Genomic DNA, 25,175 nt, shown 5'->3' on the forward strand with positions numbered 1-25,175 from the left:
GCAGGATGACCCATGACCTCCAGCGCGCGCCCCCTCCTCAACCGCCGCCTCGCCGAGTTCGGGACCACGGTCTTCGCCGAGATGTCCGCCCTGGCCCTGAGCACCGGGGCGATCAACCTCGGCCAGGGCTTCCCCGACACCGACGGCCCCGAGGAGGTCAGGGAGGCCGCCGTGCGCGCGCTGCGGGACGGCCGCGGCAACCAGTACCCGCCGGGCCTCGGCATCCCCGAACTGCGCACCGCCGTCGCCGCCCACCAGCGGCGCCGCTACGGCCTGTCCGTCGACCCCGACACCGAGGTGCTGGTCACCGCCGGCGCCACCGAGGCCATCGCCGCCGCCCTGCTCGCCCTGGTGGAGCCCGGGGACGAGGTGATCGCCCTGGAGCCGTACTACGACTCCTACGCCGCCTCCATCGCCATGGCGGGCGGCACCCGCGTCCCCGTCACGCTCCGCCCCGGCGACGGCCGCTTCCGGCTCGACCTCGACGAACTGCGCGACGCCGTCACCGACCGCACCCGCCTCCTGCTGATCAACACCCCGCACAACCCCACCGGCACCGTCCTCACCCGCGAGGAACTGGCGCAGATCGCCGCCCTGGCCGTGGAGCGGGACCTGCTGGTCGTCACCGACGAGGTCTACGAGCACCTTGTCTTCGACGACGCCGAGCACGTCCCGCTGGCCACCCTCCCCGGCATGCGGGAGCGCACGGTCACCATCTCCAGCGCCGGCAAGACCTTCTCGTTCACCGGCTGGAAGGTCGGCTGGGTCACCGGATCCCCCGAACTGGTCACCGCCGTCCGCTCGGCCAAGCAGTACCTGACCTACGTCTCCGCGGGCCCGTTCCAGTACGCGGTCGCGGAGGCGCTCGCGCTGCCGGAGTCGTACTTCACGGGGCTGCGGGACGACCTGCAACGCAAGCGCGATCTGCTCGGCGACGGCCTGCGGGCGGCCGGGTTCGAGACGTACATGCCACGGGGCACATACTTCATCACCACCGACATCACCCCTCTCGGTGAGAAAGACGCCCACGCCTTCTGCCGAGCGCTCCCGGAACGCTGCGGCGTCGTCGCCATCCCCAACTCCGTCTTCTACGACGACCCCGGCGTCAGTCGCAGCCACGTCCGCTTCGCCTTCTGCAAGAGGGACGACGTCCTCGACGAGGCCGCCAACCGCCTACAACGCATGGCGCCGTGAGCTCGCCCCCTGTGCCCGAATGGGACCGGGTCACGGCGAGCACCCCAGCGGCCGTCTGCGGGCGTTCGGAGAACGGGCCGAGCTGGACGTGCCGGCCGTGGCGGGGCGCCGGGACGGTGCCGGTCGTTCGTTCGCCGGGACCGCGAACGCACGTCGAGTACGTGGAGTACTTCGCGTACTTGACGTACGTAGCGGAGGGGTACACGCTGGAGAGGCTGGACGATCGAGGAGGCAGGTCATGGCCGCGGTGCACTACGAGAGCTACACCCAGGCGCGCGCGCACCTGAAGGACCTCCTCGACGCGGCCGACGAGGGGCTGGTAGCGACCGTACGCCGTGACTCCCGCCGGTCGGCAGTCGTGGACGTGCAGCGACTGCGCCATCTTCTGTCGCTCGTGTGCCCCTCGAAGGCTGAGGTGGTCGCGGAGGCGGGCGGCTGGTCCGTCTTTCTGCCCGGCCTGCCACTGGCCGCCGACGGGGCCACGTTCGACGAAGCGATAGAGGAGATGGTCCAGGTCCTGCGCGAGTACGCCGAAGACTGGCAGGACAGGCTGCGGGTGGCCCCCAACCACGCGGAGAACTGGGGTCTGGTGCAGCTGATCGCCCTCAGCGAGGACGGAGAACTGCGCGACTGGCTGGTGGGTGCTCCGCAGTGACCTGGCCCCAGCCCGACCGTGAGAACCACGATCGTTTCTGCCGCGTGGAGAAGTGGGAACGGGTCCGGGATTCCCGCGGGCGCACCGGTACCCACCATGTGACCTACGAACTCACCTTGCACGACGGCAGGATCCTGCGTACGAGAATCTCGCACCCGGTGGATCGCACGGCGTACGGCCCCGCCACGTGGCGGCACATCCTGCGAGACCAACTGAACGTCACCGAGGACGAGTTCTGGGCCTGCGCACAGCAGGGCGAACTGCCTGACCGGGGCGCTCCCGAGCCGCCACGCGAGGCACTTCCCGCCGACCTGGTGCATCTGCTCATTCACCGCGTGGGCGTCGACGAGGACGCTGTGGCGAGGATGACCAAGGAGGAGGCGGTTGTGAGACTCCAGAAGTACTGGACTGACGGGAGCTGAGTCCGCGCCTCGGCCCGAAAGGCGGAATCTGTCTCGCCGCCCGCTGGTCACCGCCGTCCGCTCGGCCAAGCAGTACCTGACCTACGTCTCCGCGGGCCCGTTCCAGTACGCGGTCGCGGAGGCGCTCGCGCTGCCGGAGTCGTACTTCACGGGGCTGCGGGACGACCTGCGCGGCAAGCGGGACCTCCTCGCCGCCGGCCTGGAGGAGGCGGGCCTGACGGTCTACCGCCCGTCCGGCACCTACTTCATCACCGCCGACATCCGCGCCCTGGGCGAGACCGACGGCATCGCCTTCTGCCGGGCCCTGCCGGAACGCTGCGGGGTGGTCGCGATCCCCATCGCGGTCTTCTACGACCACCGCGAGCACGGCGCGCCCTTCGTGCGATTCGCGTTCTGCAAGCGGACAGGCGTCCTGAAGGAGGCGGCCTCCCGGCTCAAGACGCTGGCCGCCTGACGCAACGGATGTACCACCCTGTGGCCCGGCCACACGGCCTGGTCGCTCCGAGCCGCCGCGCACCCGCATTCGACTGCCGTCAGGCCCGCTGACAGCGCGCGGATCATGCAGGACAGGGACAGCAACGAGATGTGCGGGCAGTACCCCTCCTCGGCCAGCCAGGAGCGGGCCCGTCCGCGCCGTCGCTCACCGCGCAACCGGTGGTGCCGGCTCCAGGAGCGCTCGTCACCACTCGCGGCACGGAACGGGCCTGACCGGCGGGACGTCCCTCGTCAGCGGCCCTCCGCCTCGGGCTCCGGGCGCGGGAGCTCGTCGAGGTCGAGGGTGAAGGTGCGGCCGTCGGCCAGGGGAATGGGGAGCTTGCCCGTGCCGTACTTGTGCGTGTGCGCGGCGATGTAACCGGTGGCGGTCGGCTGGGTGTGGAGGACGACTTCCTGGGCGTAGGGGTCCACGACCAGGTAGACCGGGATTCCGTAGCGGCCGTACTTCGCGGTGCAGTCGTCGTAGTCCTTGCGCGCGGAGGAGGTCGAGACGACCTCGGAGATCAGCAGGACGTCCTCGTAGCTGTAGCGCTTGCCCTCCCGGCGGGCGTCCTCGCGAAGGATCGCCAGATCGGGGGCGGAGTTCTCGTCGGCGGGGAAGTCGATGTAGACGTCGGAGGTGACCTTGGCGTGACGGCCGAGGGCAAGAGCGGAGTCGATCTGCATCGACCTGATGGTGCTGGAGTGCTCTTCGCTCTGCGGGGTCATGATCACCTTTCCGTCGGCCCCGAACAGGACCGTGTACCCCTTGGGGAACTCGGTGTGCACGATCGCGTCGACGCTCATGAACGGCTCCTTCCCGTGTGCGGTCAGGATACGACGGACAGTGCCGCGTCACCGAGCCCGTCGGTACGGCCGCCGGACGCAGCGGCCTGTCGCACGACTGAGGAACAGCAAGGCCAGCGAGTTGTCGGCTGGATCACCGGATCCCCCGAACAGCCCGGAACGCTGCGGCGTCGTCGCCATCACCGACTCCGTGTTCTACGACGACCCCGGCGTCAGCCGCAGCCACGTCCGCTTCGCCTTCTGCAAGAGGGACGACGCACGGCTGACTTTCCGACGGCCCGACGCTCACGGAAAGGCTTCGGGTCGAACAGGTTGTGCGGCCCGCTCACGGCCGGTGCCGGAGATCGGCGGGGCGGCGGCCGTTCCGGTGGAACCCAGGACCTCTCGTTCGGATCAGGCCGGGCTTGCGGGCCCCGGCACCGCGGCCTGATCCGGCCTGATCCGAACGAAGGACCCTAACGCCGCACCGGGTTGCTGTTCAGCTTGCGCCGCTCCCAGCGGTTGGGGTGGCGGACGACCACGCCCGCCATGCCGCCGGAACCGGTGAGCCGGATCAGGGGGGTGCCGGGGAGGCGGTCGGGGGTGGTGGTGTCCTTCAGGCCGCCGATGCCCGGGTCCAGGGCGCCGGTGTCCGCGGCCCAGCCGTCGGGGATGACGACGGTGACGCCGGCCGCCTCCCCGTACGCCTCCACGGTCACCTCGGGCAGGCGGCACTCGACCCGGGTGAAGTCCAGCTTCACGCCGCCCAGGCCGCCGCGGGCGATCACGTGCCCGGGGACCTCCCAGCTCCCGGGGCCCCGGGACGCCCCGTGCAGGCCGCCCTTGAGCACCAGGGGCGGCTGGTCGGCCGGGGACGGCGGCTGGGGGAGGTCGGCGGTCAGCACGTCCAGCTCGGCGTACGTCTTGGCCGTCAGCGCCTGCTCCAGGCGCGCGTCCAGCTCGTCGAGGCCGATGCGCCCCTCGGCGGCCGCGTCGCGCAGTCGTTCCACCACCGCTTCCCGGTCGTCGTGGGAGGCGCGGAGACCGCCCGGGGGGACGGAGTGCGGCAGGTGCTCCGGGGGCTGGGCTGTCATGGCCACAAGAATAGGCGGCTCCGGGCGCCCGGAGCGGGCGTTCGCGGGCGGGGAGGCGAAGCAGGACGGAGCGGCGTGGCCACCGCGGTCCCGGCACGACAGAGCCCGGCCCCGCAGCCGGCCGGGTCGGCCGGCCTCCGGGCCGGGCTGTGCTGTGCTTGCTCCCGCGCGGCGTCCACCTGGCCGGTGCCGCCGGCCGCCGGGGGCGGCGGACTACTCGTCGTCCGGCTTGTCCGCCTCGTTGACGTCCTGCTCCAGGCCGAGCTGCTCCACGAGCCACTTGTCGAACTCGATCGCGGCCCGCACCCAGCTGACCGTGGAGGAGACGAAGTGCTCCAGGCTGACGCCCATGCCGATGAGCATCTGCGCCTCACCGATCAGACGGACGGTGCCGTCGTCGTGGGTGTGCGTGTAGACCTTCGGCCACAGGGTGCGGCGGTTCCAGTCGTCGACGGACTCCAGCAGTTGGGGCTTCTCGTCGATCTGGTGCGGGCGGTCGTAGAACGTCCGCACGGAGAAGATCTGCTGATCCTCCTCACCGCGGAACATGAAGTAGGTACGGAACTGCTCCCACGGCGCCGCGAGGTCACCCTCGTCGTCGACGACGTACTTCAGCTCCATCTGGTCGAGGAGCTGCTTGACGAGGTCCTGATCCGGGACGACGGGGCCCGCCGGTCCTTGGGGCTGCGGCTCGGGCTGGCCCCCGAAACTTGGAATCGAGGACGGGTCGATGCTCACCGTGATTTTCCCTTCGTACGGATCCCGCCATCCTCTCCCATGCGGGGAGGGGCGTGGCAAGCCCCGACGGGGCCTGTCAGCCCTCGGCTGACTCGATCCGGTCGATGATCCGGGCAGGGATCCTTCCGCGGCCCCGGGTACCCCCGCACGGCGGGCCCACCGTCCGGGGCCGCGACGGGCCGGAAAACGCCCCGGGCCCGGCCGTGACGGCTCCCGCCACGGCCGGGCCCGGACGTCCGGGGTGCCCCGCGCGCCCTACAGGGTCTTGCCGGTGGCCGGTCCCACGATCAGTTCGTCGCCGAAGCGGTCGACGCGCACCGTGTCGCCGTCCCGGATCTCGCCGGAGAGGATCTCCTTCGCGAGCCGGTCCCCGATCGCGGTCTGGACGAGCCGGCGCAGCGGCCGGGCGCCGTAGGCCGGATCGTTGCCCTCGTCGGCGAGCCACGCCAGGGCCTCGTCGGTGACCTCCAGGGTGAGCCGGCGCTCGGCGAGGCGGCGGGCCAGCCGGTCGATCTGCAGGGCGGCGATCCGCTCCAGCTCGGGCTTGGTGAGCGCCGAGAAGACCACCAGGTCGTCCAGGCGGTTGAGGAACTCCGGCTTGAAGGAGGCCCTCACCACCTCCAGCACCTGCTCCTTCTTCTCCGTCTCGCTGGTCAGCGGGTCCACCAGGAACTGGCTGCCCAGGTTGGAGGTCAGCACCAGGATGGTGTTGCGGAAGTCGACGGTGCGGCCCTGGCCGTCGGTGAGGCGGCCGTCGTCCAGCACCTGGAGCAGGATGTCGAAGACCTCCGGGTGGGCCTTCTCCACCTCGTCCAGCAGCACCACGCTGTACGGGCGCCGCCGGACGGCCTCGGTGAGCTGGCCGCCCTCCTCGTAGCCGACGTAGCCGGGCGGGGCACCGACCAGCCGGGCCACGCTGTGCTTCTCGCTGTACTCGGACATGTCGACGCGGACCATGGCCCGCTCGTCGTCGAAGAGGAAGTCGGCGAGCGCCTTGGCCAGTTCGGTCTTGCCGACGCCGGTCGGGCCGAGGAAGAGGAAGGAGCCGGTGGGGCGGTCGGGGTCGGCGACGCCGGCCCGGGAGCGCCGGACCGCGTCCGACACCGCCCGCACGGCCTCGGTCTGGCCGATGAGGCGCTTGCCCAGCTCCTCCTCCATGCGCAGCAGCTTCTGCGTCTCGCCCTCCATCAGGCGGCCGGCGGGGATGCCGGTCCAGGAGGCGACCACGTCGGCGATGTCGTCGGAGCCGACCTCCTCCTTGACCATGGTGTCCCGGGCCACCTCCTCCTCGGCCTCCGAGGCGGCCTCCAGGTCGCGTTCCAGGGAGGGGATCTCGCCGTAGAGCAGCTTGGAGGCGGTGTCGAAGTCGCCGTCGCGCTGGGCGCGCTCGGCCTGGCCGCGCAGCTCGTCCAGCTTCTCCTTCAGCTCACCGACCCGGTTGAGGGACTGCTTCTCCTTCTCCCAGCGGGCGTTCAGGCCCCGCAGCTCCTCTTCCTTGTCGGCGAGGTCGCGGCGCAGCTTCTCCAGGCGCTCGCGGGAGGCCGGGTCGGTCTCCTTGCCGATGGCCAGCTCCTCCATCTTCAGCCGGTCGACGGCGCGCTGGAGTTCGTCGATCTCGACGGGCGAGGAGTCGATCTCCATGCGCAGCCGGGAGGCGGCCTCGTCGACGAGGTCGATGGCCTTGTCGGGCAGGAAGCGGGAGGTGATGTAGCGGTCGGAGAGGGTCGCGGCGGCGACCAGGGCGCTGTCGGCGATCTGGACCTTGTGGTGCGCCTCGTAGCGTCCCTTGAGTCCGCGCAGGATGGCGATGGAGTCCTCGACGGACGGCTCGGCGACCAGCACCTGCTGGAAGCGCCGCTCCAGCGCGGGGTCCTTCTCGATCCGCTCGCGGTACTCGTCCAGGGTGGTGGCGCCGACCATGCGCAGCTCGCCGCGGGCCAGCATCGGCTTGAGCATGTTGCCGGCGTCCATCGCGGAGTCGCCGCCGGCGCCCGCGCCGACGACGGTGTGCAGCTCGTCGATGAAGGTGACGACCTGCCCGTCGGACTCCTTGATCTCCGCCAGGACGGTCTTCAGCCGCTCCTCGAACTCGCCCCGGTACTTGGCGCCCGCCACCATGGCCCCGAGGTCGAGGGCGACCAGCCGCTTGTCCTTCAGCGACTCGGGGACGTCTCCCTTGACGATCCGCTGGGCGAGCCCCTCGACGACGGCGGTCTTGCCGACGCCGGGCTCACCGATGAGGACCGGGTTGTTCTTGGTGCGGCGGGACAGCACCTGCACGACGCGCCGGATCTCCTGGTCACGGCCGATCACGGGGTCGAGCCTGCCCTCCCGGGCGGCGGCGGTCAGGTCGGTGCCGAACTTCTCCAGCGCCTTGTACTGGCCCTCGGGGTCGGGGGTGGTCACCCGGCGGGTCCCCCGCGTCTTCTGGAAGGCGTCCTGCAGCTTCTTCGCGGTGGCGCCCTGCCCGGACAGCACCTCACCGGCGGCCCCGCCCTTGGCGGCGATGCCGATCAGCAGGTGCTCGGTGGACAGGTACTCGTCGCCGAGGTCGCGGGCGCGGGCCTGGGCGTCCGCGATGACGGCGAGCAGTTCGCGGTTGGGCTGGGGCGGGGCGACCGTGGACCCGGTGACGCTCGGCAGGCCGGCGAGCACCCGCTCGGCGCCGGAGCGCACGGCCGCCTGGTCGGCGTCGACCGCGGCGAGCAGGTCCGTGATGTTCTCGTTGTTCTGCGGGCGGCCTTCCCCCTGGAGCAGCGCGAGCAGCAGGTGGGCGGGGGTGAGGTCGGGGTGCCCCTCGGTCACGGCGCGGTTGCCGGCGGCGTTGATCGCGTCCCGGCTCCGGTTGGTCAGCTCGGCGTCCACGTGTCCGTTCTCCTCCTTGCGGTGACCCTTCAGCGGCCTTCATGGCTGACTCGGCCAACGTACATAAACTTGAGTCTATTCCACTCAAGGCTCCAACGAGGAGCACCTGGGGCAAGTTCCCCGGCCGGAGCGTCGCACGACACCGCACCGCCCGGAGGGCGGCCCTCGCCTCCTCCGCCCCCTACGGGGCGACACCCGCCTCCGGCTCAGGAACCTGCCCCTTAGACCCGAGGGCGACCCGGAGCCCCTTCCCGCTCTGCGCCTCCCCTCCGGCCCAGGAGCCCTCACCGCCGACCGGGACGCCCCGGTGACCAGGCAAGCACGAAGGCCCGGCACGCGCAGGGCGGCCGGGCCGGAGCGGGGGCGAGAGCGGGGGTGAGGCAGGGGCGGGGACGGAGGCGGAACCGAACGCAAGGGATGGGACGGCAGGGACGGGAGGGACGGGACGGACGAAAGGGGCTGGAAGGTGCCGAAAGGGCGCGGAACGCACGGGAAGGTCATGGAAGGCGCCGGAGGGGAGCGGAGGAGAGCACCGACCGCTCACTCCCGGCCATCACGCGATCCACCGGATAGCCGGACATGTCCGCAGAAACTGCAGCGGCGTCACCGTGTTCAGGTCACGGTGACGCCGCTGCGGGGGGAAGCACCTGAGCGATCTTTTACGACGGGGGAATCGCGTCAGGCACTGCGGGGGGTGGCCGAAATGGTCCGGGTCGCGGGGGAGTCGGACTCCACCCGCTGGTGGTCTCGCTGGTCCAGGTTCACAAAGATCATTCCGTACCGGATGGCACACCGCACGGGCTGGGGTGCCCCGCGGGGACGCCGCAGGCACCGGTACGCCCGCACGTCACCGTCCTCTTCCCGGGTGACGACCACCGGCTCGCCGAACACCGTCACCATCAACGAGTCACCACTGTGGGGGATGGCGGTGACCAGGTCGATGAAGTGCCAGCCGGACCGGTAGGCGGTGGCCATCTCCCTGCGGAAGGAGCGGTCGTCGGGTGGAGTGGTCACGTCAGCTCCCGGCTCCGTCGCGCGGCGGTGCGACCGGCTTGGGCGCCGGCCACGCACTGTCCGCGAGCAGCACGTCACTCGTCACGCTGGCCGGCCAGGCGCTGTCGGCCCGCACCTCACCGCTCGCCTCGGACAGGCCGACCAGGATCCCGGCAGCCATGACGGCGGAGAAGGCGGCACCAAGCACCGAGCGAAGCATTCTGTTACGCATAGTCGGCTTCGTCCTCACTTGAAGGTCCCCTCTTCCCCCGTCGCATACGACGATGGCTCATTCGGGCACGTTATGGCCACAGGATCGATGCATCATGTTCCTGCACGTTCAGGACCCTGGGGGGTGGAGATTTGCCAACAAATCAGACTAACGAGACACATCCCCATGCGGTGACCGAGTTGTGTCAGGAAGGTGCGCGCCTCTACACCGCTGCACTGCGTGCCGGTCGCATCGCGCGCGCGGAGGTCCAGGCGGCTCCCTGCCTCGTCGAGTTCGCCCTGCTCCACCCCGACGCGGACGATCCCGACTGGCTGCGCCCCGTCCCGCCGGCCCTGGTCCTGGCCCAGCGTCTCAATCCGCTGGAGCACGAGATCGCCGAGCGGCGACGCCAGTCGCTGCACCTGTCGGAGACCTTCGCACCGTTCATGGCACTCAGTGCCCAGGCGGCGGTGCCCAGCGACTCCATCACGGTCCTGGAAGGCGGCCAGCAGATCAACGCGGCGCTCAACCTGGCCACGGCGGAGTGCCGGACCGAGATGCTCACGGTCCAGCCCAGCGGGAACCGGCCCGAACGGAGCCTGATCCAGGGCCTGGAGCGCGACCGGCCCCTCATCGAACGCGGTGTGCGCATCCGTACCCTGTACCAGCACACCGCCCGTTACAGCCCCGAGAAACTGGCCTACGCAGAGAAGCTCGCCGACGGCAAGGTGGAACACCGGACGATCGACGAGCTGGTCGAGCGCCTGATCATCTGCGACGAGACCGTCGCCTTCATCCCCAGCCGCGACGACCAGCAGGTCGCCCTGGAACTGCGCAACCCCGGCCTCGTGCGCTACCTCCGCAAGGTGTTCGAGTTCATGTGGAGCCGCGCGGTCCCCCTGAGTGTCGGCGCTCCCTACGAGACCGCACCCGACGGCATCACCGAGATCCAGCACTCCATCGCCAAGCTGCTGGTGGAGGGGCACGTGGACGAGGCCATCGCACGGCGGCTGGGCATGAACGTCCGCACCTGCCGCGCCCACATAGCCAAGCTGGCCTCCGCTCTCGGCAGCGGCAGCCGGGCCCAACTCGGCTACCTCATCGCCCAGTCGGGAATCCTCGACCAGGAGCCCCCGGTCAAGTGACGACGGCGCCGCACACCGGGCACGGCCCGGAGGAGCTCTGCCCGGCCGGTACGGCCCTGTACGAACGCGCGCTGCGCGAGGGCCACGTGCCGGCCCCGGACGCGGCCGCGGCGCCGTGTCTGGTGGACCTCGGCCTGCTCTACCCGGCCGTCGACGACCTGCGGCGCCTGCTGCCCGTCGCCCCCGCCGTGGCCCTGCAACGGCTGCTGCGCGCCTCGGGAGAACGCCTCGCGCGGGTGCGGCGGCAGGAGGAGCGGCTGGCCCAGGACTTCGAGCCGCTGCTGCGCCTGGGCGGCGGCCGGGCGGCGCCCACCGAGCCCCCGGCCGTCCGGGTCCTCAGCGGCACCGCGCGGATCAACGAGGCCATCACGGAGGCCATGGAGGAGGCCACCCGGGAAGTGCTGACCGTGCAGCCGCGCGCCGGACTGACCGGCCGCCGGGGCGAGGTCGCCGACGCCGTCTCCTTCGCCCGCGACCAGAGCCTGCTCGACCGCGGCGGCCGCATCCGCACCCTGTACCAGACCACCGTGCGCCACTTCCCCGTCGTGACGGCCCGTCATGAGCGGCTGCGAGGCGACGTCGAGGTCCGCGCGCTGGACGAGGTCATGGACCGCCTCATCCTCATCGACCGGGAGGTCGCCTTCCTCCCCGCCGACAAGGAGGGTTCCGTGGCCGTCGAGACCCGTCACCCGGCCATCGTCGGCTACCTCTGCACCGCCTTCGACCGCTTCTGGCGCCTGGCCGCACCCCTGTACCTGAGCCCCTCCGACCTGCGCAGCGTCAACGGCGTCACCCCCCGCCAGCGCGCCATCGCCGAACTCCTCACCGAGGGCCACACCGACGCGGTCATCGCCGAACGCCTCGGCATGAACATCCGCACCGCCCGCGTCCACATCGCCAAGCTGGCCGCGACCCTGGGCAGCAGCAGCCGGGCGCAGCTCGGCTATCTCATCGCCCGCTCGGGGATCCTCGACCCGGAACCGTGAGCGGGGCCGCCGGGCGGCTCCGTGAGCCGTCCAGGCCGGCCTGGGCGATGCGGACCCCCAACTGGGTCCGGCTGGCCGCGCCCAGGGTCTCCGAGAGCCGCGCGATGTGGGCGCGGCAGGTGCGCACGCTGATGCCGAGACGCTCCGCGATGACGGCGTCCTGGTGGCCCTCCGCCAGCAGCGCCGCGATGGACTGCTCGCGGTGGGAGATGCCCTCGATGCCGGTGTCGGGCAGCGGCGCGGTCAGCGGGATGGCGAGCCGCCACAACCGCTCGAAGACGGTGCCCAGATACTCCACCAGCGCCGGGTGCCGCAGCTCCAGCGCCATCGTGCGCTCGGCGTTGGCGGGGATGAAGGCGACCGTGCGGTCGAAGAGGATCAGCCGCTCGATCACCTCGTCCAGGGTGCGCGCCTCCACCGCGTCGCCCATCAACTCCAGGTAGGACAGCAGGCCGTGGCCGTGCCGGGCCACGTGTGTGTACAGGTCCCGCATGCGCACGCCCCGGCCCCGCAGCGCCATCGCCCGGTGCATGCCCTCCGACAGCTCCGCCTCCCGCCGGATGCCGCCGGGCTGCACGGTCAGCACCTCCCGGGTGCACGCCTGGGTCGCCTCGTCCATCGCGGCCTGGATGCGGGCCAGCCCGTCCAGCACCCGGATCGCCGGCCCCTCCGCCGACGGGGGCGCGGGCACGTACCGGCCCAGACCGGCGTAGCGCTCGAACGCCTCGACGGCCGCCCCGACCCGGCGCCGGCTCGCGTTCACCTCGTCGTACATGCCGCGCAGCAGGCGGGTCATGACCTCCTGCGGGGAGGTCGGCACCAGCCAGTCCATGTCGTCGGGGTCCGGGTGCAGCAGGGCCAGTTCCAGCAGGCACGGCACGGGCTCCGCGTCCCGGCGCGGCACGCGCCCGCGGCGTACGGCCCGGGTGTACACGCGGTCCCCGGCCTCGCACAGCCGGTCAGCACCGTGCGGGTGCCCGTCCGTCCCGTGACCGGCCATCGCCCGTCCCACCCCCGGTTGCGCCACCTTCCGATGCGCAACTATGCGCGGACGCAGCGTGATCCGCAACACGACTCCCGCGCCGAGGAGTTGGGGTACGTGACGATTCGTCCGGTATTCCGACCTCCAGGGTTGACGCGGCGCAACAAGATGAGGGTGGTGGGCGCGCGGCCCTGGTGCCAGGGTCGGTGACCGGGGGAACGGCCCCGCAACCGACTGTTCGGCCGTCGGGCGTCCGGACGCGTCGTGCTCGGGGGACGCGACGCGTGACGGGGGAAGGGACGCGCCACTGTGACCAGGTGGGACACCGAACAGCCCGGTGACCGGGCGGCGGCTTCGGCCGCTGGACCGCCGCAGCCGGACGGAGCCGGACACACCGCTGCCGCTCCCGGTCCGCGTCGACTCACGGACCGGGAACGGCAGTGGCTGCGGCTGCTGGGCGCGGACGCTCCGTCCGAACCCGGGCCCCCCGCCTCGTGACCGCGCGGCCCCGGCCGTCCCCCCGACCGGGGCCGCGCTCCACGGTCGCGGCTACTTCAGACCGATCGCGTCGCACGCTTCCTTGATCTTGGCGGTGCAGATGTCCGACTTGGTGTAGATGCCGTCGGCGAGGACGGTGTCCTCGATGTTGTCCTGCGTCAGCGCGACCACCGGCACCAGCTGGGCCGGGATGTTCTTGTCCGTGGGGCTGTCCACCCGCTCACGGGTCAGGGCGTCGAACTGGATGTCCCGGCCCTGGACCTTCGCCACCGCCATCTCGGCCGCGGCCTCCGCCTCCGCCGGGTAGGACTTGTACACGCTCATGTACTGGTCGCCGGTGATGATCCGCTGCACCGCGGCGAGTTCCGCGTCCTGGCCGGTGATCGGGGGCATCTCGGTCACCCCGGCGGCCTGCAGGGCCTTGATGATGCCGCCGGCCATGCCGTCGTTGGCGGAGTAGACCGCGGCGATGTTGTCCTTGCCGATCGCGTTGATCGCCTCGGCCATGTTGGCCTCGGCGTTCTCCGGCTTCCACTCCTTGGTGTCGTAGGACTTGGCGATCGTCACCTTGCCCTTGAGCTCGGACAGCGCGCCCGCCTTGAACTGCTTGGCGTTGGGGTCCGTCGAGGAGCCGTTCATCATCACGATCTTGTCGGTGAGGTCGCCCTCCCCGCCGAGCGACTCCAGCAGGGAGCGGCCCTGCACCTCGCCGACCAGCTCGTTGTCGAACGAGATGTAGGCGTCGATCGGGCCCTCGGCCAGCCGGTCGTAGGCGATGACGGGGATGCCCGCCTCCTTCGCCCGCTTGACGTTCTCGGCGATCCCGTTGGCGTCCACCGCGTCGAGCACGATGACGTCGACCTTCTCGTCGATCATCCGCTGCATCTGCCCGGCCTGCTTGTCCGCGCTGGCGTCCGCGTTGGCGTAGTCGACCTTGCCCTCGCCACCGGTGAGCGCGTCCACCTTCTTCTTGAAGATGGGGTAGTCGAACTGCTCGTACCGGGTGTTGGCCTTCTCCGGGAGCAGCAGACCGACCTTTATGTCGTTGCCCTTGGCCGGACTCGCTTCGTCGCTGGTGCCCGTCGCGTCGAGCATGCCGCAGCCGGCGAGCACGACGGACAACGAGGTGACAGCCACGACGGATATGGCGATGCGACGCATGCGACAGCTCACTTCAGGTGCGATCGGGACGTGGGCACAACTTTGCGACCCATGTGACTGAAAGCCAACGCTTCCGCCACCTCCGCAGTCAAGTGGAACCACTTAACGAGATGGACACATCACGGTCCGCTGACCTCGTAAGGGCCTCGCGAAGGGCTCATGGAGGTTCTCCGGACGGTCCTGCACGCGTCCCGCACAGCGATGAGCGGAATGCGCGCGAAGCGTCGGGAAAGCGCCGTCGCGCCCTTCACACGCGGCGGAGCCCGGAGGTCGGGTCAACCTCCGGGCTCCGCACGTGGCTTCACCGGCCGCAGCACCGGCCGCCGGTGCCGGGCGAGGTGTCCGGCCGCCGGTGTCAGTCGGCCTGCTGCTGCCGCTTCGGCCGCCACACCACCAGCGCGCTGGTCTGCTGGACCTCCTGGTAGGGCACCAGGTCACGCCGGTAGGAGGCGTGCACCGCGGCCTCCCGCTGACGCATCGCCGCGGCGGCGCCGTCCACGGCGTCCTCCAGCTCCGCCACCCGGGCCTGGAGCGCGGCGACCTGGTTCTCCAGTTCGATGATGCGCTTGATACCGGCCAGGTTGATGCCCTCGGTCTGCGACAACTGCTGCACCTGACGGAGCAGTTCGATGTCGCGGGCCGAGTAGCGGCGGCCCCGGCCGGCTGTGCGGTCCGGGGACACCAGCCCCAGACGGTCGTACTGACGCAGGGTCTGCGGGTGCAGACCGGAGAGCTGGGCCGCCACCGAGATGACGTAGACCGGAGTGTCCTGGGTCAGTTCATACGGATTGCGTCGACGGCCGTCCATCTGCATCAAGCTCCCTTCGCGGCCTGGAACAGATCCGCCCGCGGATCCTCGTCCGCGGTCGCCTCGCGATACGCCTCCAGCGCGTCGCGAGCCTTCCCCGACAGGTCCGTGGGAACACTCACCTCCACGGTGACCAGCAGATCACCGCGGGTGCCGTCCTTGCGGACCGCGCCCTTGCCCCGCGCCCGCATGGTGCGGCCGTTGGGCGTGCCCGGCGGCAGCTTCAGCGTGACCGGGGGGCCTCCCAGGGTCGGGACCCGGACCTCGCCGCCGAGCGCCGCCTCCGCGAAGGTGACGGGCACGGTGACGGTGAGGTTGTCGCCCTTGCGGCCGAACACCGGGTGGGTGCCGACGTGCACGACGACGTACAGGTCGCCCGCCGGACCGCCGCGCTCGCCCGGGGCGCCCTTGCCGCGCAGCCGGATGCGCTGCCCGTCACTGACGCCCGCGGGGATGCGCACCTGCATGGTCCGCGAGGACTTGGCCCGGCCGCTGCCCTTGCAGACGTCGCAGGGGTGCTCCGCCATCAGCCCGCGGCCCTTGCAGTCCGGGCACGGGTCGGTCAGGGAGAAGCCGCCCCCGCTGCCCCGCGCGACCTGCCCGGTGCCGACGCAGGTCGGGCACACCCGCGGCGTGCCGTTCTTGTCGCCGGTGCCGGAACAGGCCTTGCAGGGCTGCTGGGAGGACATGCGCAGCGGGACCGTCGCGCCCTCGATCGCCTCGGTGAAGCTGAGGGTGACCTCGGACTCGATGTCCTGCCCGCGCCGCGGCTGGGTGCGCGTGGTGCCCGCGCCGCCCCGGTTGAACAGGCCGCCGAAGACGTCACCGAGGCCGCCGCCGAACCCTCCGGCGCCGCCCTGGCCGCCCTGGGCGCCCCCGAAGAGGTCGCCCAGGTCGAAGTTGAAGGAGCCGCCGCCGCCCGCGCCCGGACCGGGGCGGAACCCGCCGCTGCCGAACAGGGCGCGGGCCTCGTCGTACTCCTTGCGCTTCTTGGGGTCCCCGAGGACGTCGTTCGCCTCGGAGATCTCCTTGAAGCGCTCCTCCGCCTTCGTGTTGCCCTTGTTGGCGTCCGGGTGGAACTCGCGGGCGAGCTTCCGGTACGCCTTCTTGATCTCGGCCTCGGTGGCGTCCTTGGGGACGCCGAGGACCTTGTAGTAGTCCTTCTCGATGAAGTCCTTCGTGCTCATCCCCGACGTCCCTCCTTCCGTGTGCCCTTCGTGACGTCAGCCCTCCTCCGGGCCACCGGTCTCCTTGTCGTCCTCGGCGTCGGCCTGCTGCTCCTCGGCCGGCTTGACCGTCTGCGCGCCCGGCTGCGGCTCGGCGACGGCCACCCGCGCGGGGCGGATGGTGCGCTCGCCGATGCGGTACCCGGGCTGCAGGATCGCCACGCACGTCGTCTCGGTGACGTCCGGGGCGTAGGAGTGCATCAGGGCCTCGTGGATCGTCGGGTCGAAGGGCTCGCCCTCCTTGCCGAACTGCTGCAGGCCCATCTTCGCGAGCGTGCCCTCCAGCGACTCGGCGACGGACTTGAAGCCGCCGACCAGTTCGCCGTGGTCCCGCGCGCGGCCGATGTCGTCCACGACGGGCAGCAGTTCGCCGAGGATGTTCGCGACCGCGGTCTCCTTGACGGCGACCCGGTCCCGCTCGACCCGTCGGCGGTAGTTCTGGTACTCGGCCTGGAGGCGCTGGAGGTCCGCCGTGCGCTCGTTGAGCGCGCTGCGCACCTGGTCCAGCTGGGCCACCAGGCCCGCGTCCTGACCCGCGTCCCCGACCTGGTCCGCCCCCTCCTCGGTGGAGGAGGGAGTGGCGGCGGCCGTCGGCTCGGTGTCGTCGGAGGAGGCGGGAACGTCGGGCTGCTGCGGCTGCTGCTGCTCGTCGAAGCCCGGGGTCTCCTCCGTCACGCCGCACCGTCCTTGCGTTCGTCGTCCACGATCTCGGCATCGACCACATCGTCGTCCGCCTTGGCGTCACCGGCATCCGCACCGGCTCCGGCGGAGGCACCCGCGGCCTGCGCACCCTGGGCGTCGGCGTACATGGCCTGGCCCAGCTTCTGCGAGACGGCCGCGACCTTCTCGGTGGCGGTGCGGATCTCGGCGGTGTCCTCGCCCTTGAGCTTCTCCTTCAGCTCGGCGACGGCGGACTCGACCTCGGTCTTGATCTCGCCGGGCACCTTGTCCGCGTTGTCCGCGAGGAACTTCTCCGTCTGGTAGACGAGCTGCTCGCCCTGGTTGCGGGACTCGGCGGCCTCGCGGCGGGCGTGGTCCTCCTCCGCGTACTTCTCGGCCTCCTGGCGCATCCGGTCGACCTCGTCCTTCGGCAGCGAGGAGCCGCCGGTGACGGTCATCTTCTGCTCCTTGCCGGTGCCGAGGTCCTTCGCCGTGACGTGCATGATGCCGTTGGCGTCGATGTCGAAGGAGACCTCGATCTGCGGGACGCCACGGGGCGCCGGCGGCAGACCGGTCAGCTCGAACATGCCCAGCTTCTTGTTGTACGCGGCGATCTCGCGCTCGCCCTGGTAGACCTGGATCTGCACGGACGGCTGGTTGTCCTCGGCCGTCGTGAAGATCTCGGAGCGCTTGGTCGGGATCGTGGTGTTGCGCTCGATCAGCTTGGTCATGATGCCGCCCTTGGTCTCGATACCGAGGGACAGCGGGGTGACGTCGAGCAGCAGGACGTCCTTGACCTCGCCCTTGAGCACACCGGCCTGGAGCGCGGCACCGATCGAGACGACCTCGTCCGGGTTCACACCCTTGTTGGCCTCCTTGCCGCCGGTCATCTCCTTGACGAGCTCGGCGACGGCGGGCATACGCGTGGAGCCACCGACGAGAACGACGTGGTCGATCTCGCTGAGCTGGATGCCGGCGTCCTTGACGACGTTGTTGAACGGCGTCTTGCAGCGCTCCAGCAGGTCCGCGGTCAGCTGCTGGAACTGCGCGCGGGTGAGCTTCTCGTCGAGGTGCAGGGGGCCCTCGGCGGAGGCAGTGATGTAGGGCAGGTTGATCGTGGTCTCGGTGGACGAGGACAGCTCGATCTTGGCCTTCTCCGCGGCCTCACGCAGGCGCTGCAGCGCCATCTTGTCCTTGGACAGGTCCACGCCGTGGCCCGACTGGAACTGCTTCACCAGGTAGTCGACGACGCGCTGGTCCCAGTCGTCACCACCGAGGTGGTTGTCGCCGTTCGTCGCCTTGACCTCGACGACACCGTCGCCGATCTCCAGCAGCGAGACGTCGAACGTACCGCCACCGAGGTCGAAGACCAGGATGACCTGCTCGTCCTTGTCCAGGCCGTACGCCAGGGCGGCGGCGGTCGGCTCGTTGACGATGCGCAGCACGTTCAGACCGGCGATCTCACCGGCCTCCTTGGTGGCCTGGCGCTCGGCGTCGTTGAAGTACGCGGGGACGGTGATGACCGCGTCGGTCACCTTCTCGCCCAGGTACGCCTCGGCGTCCCGCTTCAGCTTCTGCAGCACGAAGGCGCTCATCTGCTGCGGGTTGAAGTCCTTGCCGTCCAGGTTGATCTTCCAGTCGGTGCCCATGTGGCGCTTGACCGACCGGATGGTCCTGTCGACGTTCGTGACCGCCTGACGCTTGGCCACCTCGCCGACCAGCACCTCACCGTTCTTGGCGAAGGCGACGACGGACGGCGTGGTCCTGGCGCCCTCGGCGTTGGTGATGACGGTGGGCTCGCCGCCCTCCAGAACGCTGACGACGGAGTTAGTCGTGCCCAGGTCGATGCCGACCGCACGTGCCATTTCGATTCCTCCAGCTGACTTGAGTGGATCAGACTCAAGCATGCCTGACACGGCGCGCAGAATCAACAGACCTGAGCCGAGAGGGCTCAACTCTTATCCGTTCCTTACGCGCAAGCAGCCGCCGGAGGGGCGACGAGCGGGCGGAGCCCGGTCGCCGGGGGCGCCGGGGGCGCCGGGGGCGCCGGGCGGGGCGCCCGCGGGGGCGGGAGCCGTGCGGCCGGGGCCGCGGACGACGACCGCGGGCCGCCGGATTGCGGGCCGCCGGATAGCGGGCCGCAGACTGCGGACCGCCTGGCCGCCTCGGGCCGGGAGCCGAGCCCGGCGGCCGGACGGCGGAGATCCGAACACGTGCCGCACCCGGCTCCGACGGCTACCCGACGACGGGTGTGACCCGAGCGGAGCTCCGACGGCCGACCGACGACGGTACGCGCGCGCGAGGCCCCCTGCCGTCCTCCGGAGATAGGTTAGACGGCGATGTCCCTCTTTGCGACGATCTGGCCGCCGGTGCACACGGGCGCCACCTGAGGCAAGCCTCAGCGACTCAGATCACCCCGCACCCGGCTACAGTGCGGCTGAAGATAGGGGTAGTCTCAGACGGACTGCATAAGTTACCGCTTAGTAATCTCGGGGAAGCCGTAGTGGAGCCCCCCGAGACGACCCTCTCCAAACCCCTCGCAGGCCCGAGGAGCCCCCATGCAACTCGCCGCGATCATCGTGTCGCTGGTCCTGACCGTGGTCGGCGTTGCGCTGCTCGCACGCGCGATCGGCCAGTTCGTCCGGTACTTCAGGCTGGGCCAGCCGGTCCCGGCCGGCAGCCGGACCGACAACCCCTACCAGCGCAGTGTGACCCTGGTGAAGGAGTTCCTCGGCCACACCCGCATGAACCGCTGGGGCATCGTCGGTGTCGCCCACTGGTTCGTCGCGATCGGCTTCCTGACGCTGCCGCCGACCCTCGCCCAGGCCTACGGCCAGCTCTTCGAGGCCGACTGGGTGCTCCCGGTCCTCGGCGGCTTCCTGCCGTTCGAGATGTACATCGAGTTCATCGGTGTCATGACGGTGATCGGCATCGCCGTGCTGATGGTGATCCGCCTGCTCAACCTGCCCTCCCGGGCCGGCCGCAAGTCCCGCTTCACCGGCTCCACCGCCTGGCAGGCGTACTTCGTCGAGTACGTCATCCTCACCATCGGCCTCGCGATCTACGTCCTGCGCGGCCTCGAGGGCGCGCTGCACGACGTCGACAGCTACCAGGCCGCGTACTTCGCCTCGTACCCGCTGGTCCTGGCCTTCGACGGCCTCTCCGTGGGCGTGCTGCAGAACCTGGTCTACCTCGTCGCCATGATCAAGATCAGCACCTCGCTGATCTGGATGATCACGGTGTCGGTCAACATCGACATGGGTGTGGCCTGGCACCGCTTCCTGGCGTTCCCCAACATCTGGTTCAAGCGCGAGTCCGACGGCGGCACCGCCCTGGGTGCCCTGCAGCCGATGACCTCGGGCGGCAAGCCGATCGACTTCACCGACCCCGGTGAGGACGACGTCTTCGGCGTCTCCCAGGTCGAGCAGTTCTCCTGGAAGGGCCTGCTGGACTTCTCCACCTGCACCGAGTGCGGCCGCTGCCAGTCGCAGTGCCCCGCCTGGAACACCGGCAAGCCCCTCTCCCCCAAGCTCCTGATCATGTCGCTGCGCGACCACGCGCACGCCAAGGCCCCCTACCTGCTGGCCGGCGGCGGCAAGACCATGGAGGGCGAGGAGAAGGCGTCCGAGGAGCAGCTGGCCGGCGTGCCCGCCGCCGCCCTCGCCGAGGCCGAGCGCCCGCTGGTCGGCACCGCCGAGGAGAACGGCGTCATCGACCCCGACGTCCTGTGGTCCTGCACCACCTGCGGCGCCTGCGTCGAGCAGTGCCCGGTCGACATCGAGCACGTCGACCACATCGTCGACATGCGCCGCTACCAGGTCATGATCGAGTCGGCGTTCCCGTCCGAGGCGGGCACGATGCTCAAGAACCTGGAGAAGAAGGGCAACCCCTGGGGCCTGGCGAAGAAGCAGCGCCTGGAATGGCTCAAGGAGGTCGACTTCGAGGTCCCGGTCGTCGGCAAGGACATCGAGGACCTGACCGAGGTCGAGTACCTGTACTGGGTCGGCTGCGCCGGCGCCCTGGAGGACCGCGCCAAGAAGACCACCAAGGCCTTCGCGGAGCTGCTGCACATCGCGGGCGTGAAGTTCGCGATCATGGGCGGCGACGAGAAGTGCACCGGTGACTCCGCCCGCCGTCTCGGCAACGAGCCCCTGTTCCAGGAGCTCGGCATGGAGAACGTCATGGCCCTGAACATGGCGTTCGGCGAGGAGATGGACGACGAGGGCAAGGTCACCGAGGAGTCGAGGAAGCCCAAGTCGGCGAAGAAGATCGTCGCCACCTGCCCGCACTGCCTCAACACCCTCGGCAACGAGTACCCGCAGCTCGGCGGCGACTACGAGGTCATCCACCACACCCAGCTGCTCCAGCACCTGGTGGACGAGGGCAAGCTCATCCCGGTGACCCCGGTCGAGGGCCTCATCACCTACCACGACCCGTGCTACCTGGGCCGCCACAACAAGATCTACACGCCCCCGCGCGAGATCATCGGCAAGGTCCCCGGCCTGCGCAACGAGGAGATGCACCGCCACAAGGAGCGCGGCTTCTGCTGCGGCGCCGGCGGCGCCCGGATGTGGATGGAGGAGCGGATCGGCAAGCGCATCAACAACGAGCGCGTCGACGAGGCCCTCGCCCTCAACCCGGACATCGTCTCCACCGCCTGCCCGTTCTGCCTCGTCATGCTCACCGACTCGGTGAACGGCAAGAAGAACGACGGCCAGGCCAAGGAGTCCATCCAGGTCGTCGACGTCTCCCAGCTCCTGCTGGAGTCCGTCAAGACCCCCCTGGACCCCGCCGGCGAGGCGGAGACCGAGGACGCCCCGGAGCCGGAGCCGGTGAAGTGACCCCGGTGCCGGCCGGCTGACCGGCACCACCCCGAAGGGGCTGCCCGCTGCCGTGGGCGGCCCCTTCGGCGTGCGGGGGGATGGGGGTGTGGGGACTGTGGGGGGAGTGGGGGGCTTTTTGGCGGGCGCGAGGGGTGGTTGTTCGTTGCCGAGGCCGGCCGCCGCACGTCTCACGCGCCTTGCTGTCTCTCCTGCCTCTCCTGGCTCACGGGTGACCCGTTTGCCGTAGCCCAGCCGGAGCTGGCCCCACCCGGTCCCCGGCCCCGCGCGCACGCCCCGCGTCCCGCCCTGCCCCGCCCACCCCGCCCCCGTCCCGTTCCGCCGCTCTCCCGCCCGCAGTCCGTCGCCCGAAGGACCCCGCCGGGCACACCCCCTACGCAGGACGGACACCGCAACTGACCGTCCCTTAGGGGATGTCACAGCTCGGCCGCAAAGGCCCCCCGGAACACCGGGCCCCGCCACGCCCCGCGCCGGGACCAGGTACGTTCGAAGGCGTGGCTGGATTCAGGATCGGACGCGGCCGGGACAACAACGGCGCTCCTCACGCGCGACCGCAACACCCCCCGTACGGACAGCAGGCGCCGCAGGGGCCGTCGTACGGCTACCCGCAGGCGGCGCCGCAGCCGCCGTACCCGCAGCCGCCGTCCCACGGCGGCAGAGGCGGCGGGGGCGGCAGCCCGTGGCCCGACCCGAACGCGGGACGCCGCGGGCACCCCGGCGGTGCCCCCGGTGGCGGCTACGGCGGACACGGCGAGCCCGAGTACTTCGGTGACGGCGCCCACCCGCACGGCCACGGCCCCCAGGGCGCGTACGACCCGTACGCCGCCAACAACCCCGGTCACACCCAGGCGTTCGCCGTCGGCGACCCGTACCAGCAGGGCGACCCCTACCAGGCGGGCGCGGCCCCCGGCCCGGTCGGCCCCCGCCTGCACTGGAAGGACCTGTTGAAGGGCATCGTCACCGCCCCGAACCGCACGTTCTACCAGATGCGCGACTACGCGATGTGGGGCCCGGCCCTCGTCGTCACCTTCCTCTACGGCCTGCTCGCCGTCTTCGGCTTCGACGGCGCCCGTGAGGAGGCGATCAACGCCACCCTGTCGAGCGCGGTCCCGATCGTGCTGATGACGGGCGTGGCGATGGTCATCAGCTTCTTCATCCTGGGCGTGGTCACCCACACCATGGCCCGCCAGCTCGGCGGCAACGGGGCCTGGCAGCCGACGGTCGGCCTGTCCATGCTGATCACATCCATCACGGACGCCCCCCGGCTCCTGCTGGCCATGTTCGCCGGCGGTGACGCGACCTTCGTCCAGATCGTCGGCTGGGCCACCTGGGTGGCGGGCGGCGCGCTGCTCACCGTCATGGTGAGCCGCTCCCACGACCTGCCCTGGCCGAAGGCCCTGGGCGCGTCCGCGATCCAGCTGATCGCCCTGCTGTCCCTGATCAAGCTGGGCACCCTGTAGCCCACGCGGCGGTCCGCGTCCCGCAGCACACACGTGAGGGGCTTCTCCCGACCGGGAGAAGCCCCTCACACATGCTCGCGCCGGACGCTGCGCCCCTGTCCGGCCCGGCCCTCGTCCTCGTACCGCCCCGCCCCGCCCTCAGGCGTCCAGCACCTGCCCCTCCCGCTGCACGACCGGCGGCTGGACGCTCCACGGGAAGTTGATCCAGTCATCCGTGCGCTTCCACACGTACTCGCACTTCACCAGCGACTGCGGCTTCTCGTAGATCACGGCGCTGCGCACCTCCGCGACCGCGTCGAGGCAGAAGTCGCGGACCAGTTTGAGCGTCTTGCCGGTGTCGGCGACGTCGTCCGCGATCAGCACCTTCTTGTCGGTGAAGTCGATGGCGTTGGGCACCGGCGCGAGCATGACCGGCATCTCCAGGGTCGTGCCGACCCCGGTGTAGAACTCGACGTTGACCAGGTGGATGTTCTTGCAGTCGAGCGCGTAGGCCAGCCCGCCGGCCACGAAGACGCCGCCGCGCGCGATGCTCAGCACCACGTCGGGCCGGTAGCCGTCGTCGGCGATGGTCTGCGCGAGCTCGCGCACGGCCACCCCGAACTGCTCGTAACTCAGGTTCTCCCGTACCTCGCCGCGACCGCTCACGCCGCTCTCCTCACTCACGCCGCTCACACCTGCGTCCGGTGGAAGTTGAGGAAGGACCGCGAGGCCGTGGGCCCCCGCTGGTCCTGATACCGCGACCCGTACCGCTCGCTGCCGTACGGCGCCTCGGCGGGCGAGGTGAGGCGGAACATGCACAGCTGGCCGATCTTCATCCCGGGCCAGAGCTTGATCGGCAGCGTGGCCAGGTTGGACAGCTCCAGGGTGACGTGGCCGGAGAACCCGGGGTCGATGAAGCCGGCGGTGGAGTGCGTGACGAGGCCGAGCCGTCCGAGCGAGCTCTTGCCCTCCAACCGCGAGGCGAGGTCGTCCGGCAGCGAGATGACCTCGAACGTACTGGCCAGCACGAACTCACCGGGGTGGAGGATGAACGGTTCGTCCCCCACGGGCTCCACGAGCCGCGTCAGGTCCGGCTGCTCGACGGAGGGGTCGATGTGGGGGTACCGGTGATTCTCGAACACCCGGAAGAAGCGGTCGAGACGCACGTCGATGCTGGACGGCTGCACCATGGAATCGTCGAAGGGATCGATGCGCACCCGCCCGGCGTCGATCTCGGCCCGGAGGTCCTTGTCAGAGAGAAGCACGCCCCGAGAATACGCAAGGCGCGCGGACCGGCCACAATCGCCGTCCCACGCGCCCACGCCCCGGCTCCGCCTCAGCCGGTTTGTACCGTTCCTACCGCTTCTGCAGCGTCACCGGCACGACATTGCGAAGCCGCGCACAGCGCGGACAGCGCAGGAGCCGGCCGGGGCCGAGTCGCTCGGCCTGCTGCATCGGAAACGAGGCTGCGGTGAACACGTGCCCATCGGCACAGCGGACGACGGTGCGCTCCATCAAGTCCCAGAGTCCCTTCCCCAAGAGGCGCGTCCGGCTTGCTGCTCAGGACGCCAAAAGCCACGTTACGGGATCAAAGGGACCACCCTCCAGGCGGCACTCCGCACCCCTGCGACGCCTCCCCGACCCCTCCACCGTACGCCCCACCATGTGCCCCCCGCAGCCACATCCATCCCTCGAAACACCATCAGGCCCCCGGGGCTCGAACACCGGGGGCCTGACATGGGGTACAGTGAGCAAGCGTCCGGACACCGATCAATTCGACGGCGTTCGGCGGCTTACGCGGGTGTAGTTTAATGGTAGAACATCAGCTTCCCAAGCTGAGAGCGCGAGTTCGATTCTCGTCACCCGCTCCATGAGAAACCCCAGGTCAGCGACCTGGGGTTTGTTTTTCGTCGCTAACTCTTCGGTGCTTTTCCTACCCTCGTGCACTCGAAGATTGGGCACGCGGAGGGAACGGGTGCTCAGTTGAGGCCCGTCAA

22 protein-coding genes, 1 tRNA gene and 1 pseudogene are annotated in these 25,175 nt (G+C 70.5%); 9 read left to right on the top strand and 15 right to left on the bottom strand.

Going from position 1 to position 25,175, the window contains the following annotated elements:
- Nucleotides 1-12: 12 nt before the first annotated feature.
- From ACSU53_RS14425 to ACSU53_RS14440, 4 genes and pseudogenes are all read left to right on the top strand, one after another.
- Complete coding sequence (locus ACSU53_RS14425; protein WP_437027876.1) at nt 13-1,194, top strand: pyridoxal phosphate-dependent aminotransferase; 1,182 nt, start codon at nt 13-15, stop codon at nt 1,192-1,194.
- Between the two features lie 238 nt (nt 1,195-1,432).
- Entirely contained in the window at nt 1,433-1,849 is a 417-nt protein-coding gene (locus ACSU53_RS14430) for a prevent-host-death protein (RefSeq protein ID WP_437027878.1), read from the top strand.
- Nucleotides 1,846-2,271 (top strand): cytotoxic translational repressor of toxin-antitoxin stability system, encoded by a 426-nt coding sequence (locus ACSU53_RS14435; protein ID WP_437027880.1) that lies wholly within the window; start codon nt 1,846-1,848, stop codon nt 2,269-2,271. The genes ACSU53_RS14430 and ACSU53_RS14435 overlap by 4 nt, the downstream gene beginning before the upstream one ends.
- A gap of 43 nt (nt 2,272-2,314) precedes the next feature.
- A pseudogene (locus tag ACSU53_RS14440) lies at nt 2,315-2,725 on the top strand (aminotransferase class I/II-fold pyridoxal phosphate-dependent enzyme); the annotation flags it as partial.
- A gap of 272 nt (nt 2,726-2,997) precedes the next feature.
- On the opposite strand, the gene ACSU53_RS14445 reads toward ACSU53_RS14440, so the two are convergent.
- The 6 genes from ACSU53_RS14445 to ACSU53_RS14470 form a co-directional block, all read right to left on the bottom strand.
- Nucleotides 2,998-3,552 (bottom strand): Uma2 family endonuclease, encoded by a 555-nt coding sequence (locus tag ACSU53_RS14445; protein ID WP_437027882.1) that lies wholly within the window; start codon nt 3,550-3,552, stop codon nt 2,998-3,000.
- A 455-nt stretch (nt 3,553-4,007) separates the two neighbouring features.
- On the bottom strand, nt 4,008-4,625 hold the full coding sequence (locus ACSU53_RS14450; RefSeq protein ID WP_437027884.1) for a DUF1707 SHOCT-like domain-containing protein: 618 nt from the start codon (nt 4,623-4,625) through the stop codon (nt 4,008-4,010).
- A 213-nt stretch (nt 4,626-4,838) separates the two neighbouring features.
- Entirely contained in the window at nt 4,839-5,363 is a 525-nt protein-coding gene (locus ACSU53_RS14455) for a YbjN domain-containing protein (protein WP_437027886.1), read from the bottom strand.
- A gap of 255 nt (nt 5,364-5,618) precedes the next feature.
- Nucleotides 5,619-8,228 (bottom strand): ATP-dependent chaperone ClpB, encoded by a 2,610-nt coding sequence (clpB, locus tag ACSU53_RS14460; RefSeq protein ID WP_437027888.1) that lies wholly within the window; start codon nt 8,226-8,228, stop codon nt 5,619-5,621.
- A gap of 678 nt (nt 8,229-8,906) precedes the next feature.
- Nucleotides 8,907-9,242, bottom strand: a complete 336-nt coding sequence (locus ACSU53_RS14465; RefSeq protein WP_437027890.1) for a hypothetical protein — start codon at nt 9,240-9,242, stop codon at nt 8,907-8,909.
- Between the two features lies 1 nt (nt 9,243).
- Complete coding sequence (locus tag ACSU53_RS14470; RefSeq protein ID WP_437027892.1) at nt 9,244-9,402, bottom strand: hypothetical protein; 159 nt, start codon at nt 9,400-9,402, stop codon at nt 9,244-9,246.
- Between the two features lie 182 nt (nt 9,403-9,584).
- Here ACSU53_RS14470 and ACSU53_RS14475 point away from each other — a divergent pair, with 182 nt between their 5' ends.
- Both ACSU53_RS14475 and ACSU53_RS14480 read left to right on the top strand, forming a co-directional pair.
- Nucleotides 9,585-10,577: a helix-turn-helix transcriptional regulator gene (locus ACSU53_RS14475; RefSeq protein WP_437027894.1), complete on the top strand. Its 993-nt coding sequence runs from the start codon at nt 9,585-9,587 to the stop codon at nt 10,575-10,577.
- Nucleotides 10,574-11,563 (top strand): LuxR C-terminal-related transcriptional regulator, encoded by a 990-nt coding sequence (locus ACSU53_RS14480; RefSeq protein ID WP_437027896.1) that lies wholly within the window; start codon nt 10,574-10,576, stop codon nt 11,561-11,563. The genes ACSU53_RS14475 and ACSU53_RS14480 overlap by 4 nt, the downstream gene beginning before the upstream one ends.
- Here the strand turns inward: ACSU53_RS14480 and ACSU53_RS14485 are convergent.
- From ACSU53_RS14485 to dnaK, 6 genes are all read right to left on the bottom strand, one after another.
- Nucleotides 11,526-12,563, bottom strand: coding sequence for a LuxR C-terminal-related transcriptional regulator (locus ACSU53_RS14485; RefSeq protein ID WP_437027898.1), 1,038 nt, complete (start codon nt 12,561-12,563; stop codon nt 11,526-11,528). The two genes, ACSU53_RS14480 and ACSU53_RS14485, sit on opposite strands and share 38 nt — an antisense overlap.
- 531 nt (nt 12,564-13,094) lie before the next feature.
- Nucleotides 13,095-14,204, bottom strand: a complete 1,110-nt coding sequence (locus ACSU53_RS14490; RefSeq protein ID WP_437027900.1) for a sugar ABC transporter substrate-binding protein — start codon at nt 14,202-14,204, stop codon at nt 13,095-13,097.
- 355 nt (nt 14,205-14,559) lie between these two features.
- Complete coding sequence (locus ACSU53_RS14495; protein WP_164345840.1) at nt 14,560-15,012, bottom strand: heat shock protein transcriptional repressor HspR; 453 nt, start codon at nt 15,010-15,012, stop codon at nt 14,560-14,562.
- 5 nt (nt 15,013-15,017) lie between these two features.
- Entirely contained in the window at nt 15,018-16,199 is a 1,182-nt protein-coding gene (dnaJ, locus tag ACSU53_RS14500) for a molecular chaperone DnaJ (RefSeq protein WP_437027902.1), read from the bottom strand.
- A 36-nt stretch (nt 16,200-16,235) separates the two neighbouring features.
- Complete coding sequence (gene grpE / locus ACSU53_RS14505) at nt 16,236-16,913, bottom strand: nucleotide exchange factor GrpE (protein WP_437027904.1); 678 nt, start codon at nt 16,911-16,913, stop codon at nt 16,236-16,238.
- Nucleotides 16,910-18,763, bottom strand: a complete 1,854-nt coding sequence (gene dnaK, locus ACSU53_RS14510) for a molecular chaperone DnaK (protein ID WP_437027905.1) — start codon at nt 18,761-18,763, stop codon at nt 16,910-16,912. Before dnaK ends, grpE begins: the two co-directional genes overlap by 4 nt.
- 693 nt (nt 18,764-19,456) lie before the next feature.
- On the opposite strand from dnaK, the gene ACSU53_RS14515 reads away from it, so the two are divergent.
- Together ACSU53_RS14515 and ACSU53_RS14520 are read left to right on the top strand one after the other, a co-directional pair.
- Nucleotides 19,457-21,739 carry a (Fe-S)-binding protein gene (locus ACSU53_RS14515; RefSeq protein ID WP_437027907.1) on the top strand — a complete coding sequence of 761 codons (2,283 nt, stop codon included), beginning with the start codon at nt 19,457-19,459 and terminating at the stop codon, nt 21,737-21,739.
- A 413-nt stretch (nt 21,740-22,152) separates the two neighbouring features.
- Nucleotides 22,153-23,199, top strand: a complete 1,047-nt coding sequence (locus tag ACSU53_RS14520) for a Yip1 family protein (protein ID WP_437027909.1) — start codon at nt 22,153-22,155, stop codon at nt 23,197-23,199.
- 138 nt (nt 23,200-23,337) lie between these two features.
- Here ACSU53_RS14520 and ACSU53_RS14525 read toward each other — a convergent pair whose 3' ends face one another.
- The 3 genes from ACSU53_RS14525 to ACSU53_RS14535 all read right to left on the bottom strand — a co-directional run bounded on the left by ACSU53_RS14525 (nt 23,338) and on the right by ACSU53_RS14535 (nt 24,693).
- Nucleotides 23,338-23,844, bottom strand: a complete 507-nt coding sequence (locus ACSU53_RS14525; RefSeq protein WP_437027911.1) for a phosphoribosyltransferase — start codon at nt 23,842-23,844, stop codon at nt 23,338-23,340.
- 23 nt (nt 23,845-23,867) lie between these two features.
- A complete protein-coding gene (gene dcd / locus ACSU53_RS14530; protein ID WP_437027913.1) occupies nt 23,868-24,443 on the bottom strand; it encodes a dCTP deaminase in 576 nt (191 codons plus the stop codon).
- A 91-nt stretch (nt 24,444-24,534) separates the two neighbouring features.
- A complete protein-coding gene (locus ACSU53_RS14535; RefSeq protein WP_437027915.1) occupies nt 24,535-24,693 on the bottom strand; it encodes a hypothetical protein in 159 nt (52 codons plus the stop codon).
- Between the two features lie 282 nt (nt 24,694-24,975).
- Between ACSU53_RS14535 and ACSU53_RS14540 the strand changes: the two genes are divergently transcribed.
- Nucleotides 24,976-25,049: transfer RNA gene (locus ACSU53_RS14540), tRNA-Gly, on the top strand.
- Nucleotides 25,050-25,175: the final 126 nt, after the last annotated feature.

Source organism: Streptomyces sp. enrichment culture, assembly GCF_964273255.1.
GTDB lineage: Bacteria > Actinomycetota > Actinomycetes > Streptomycetales > Streptomycetaceae > Streptomyces.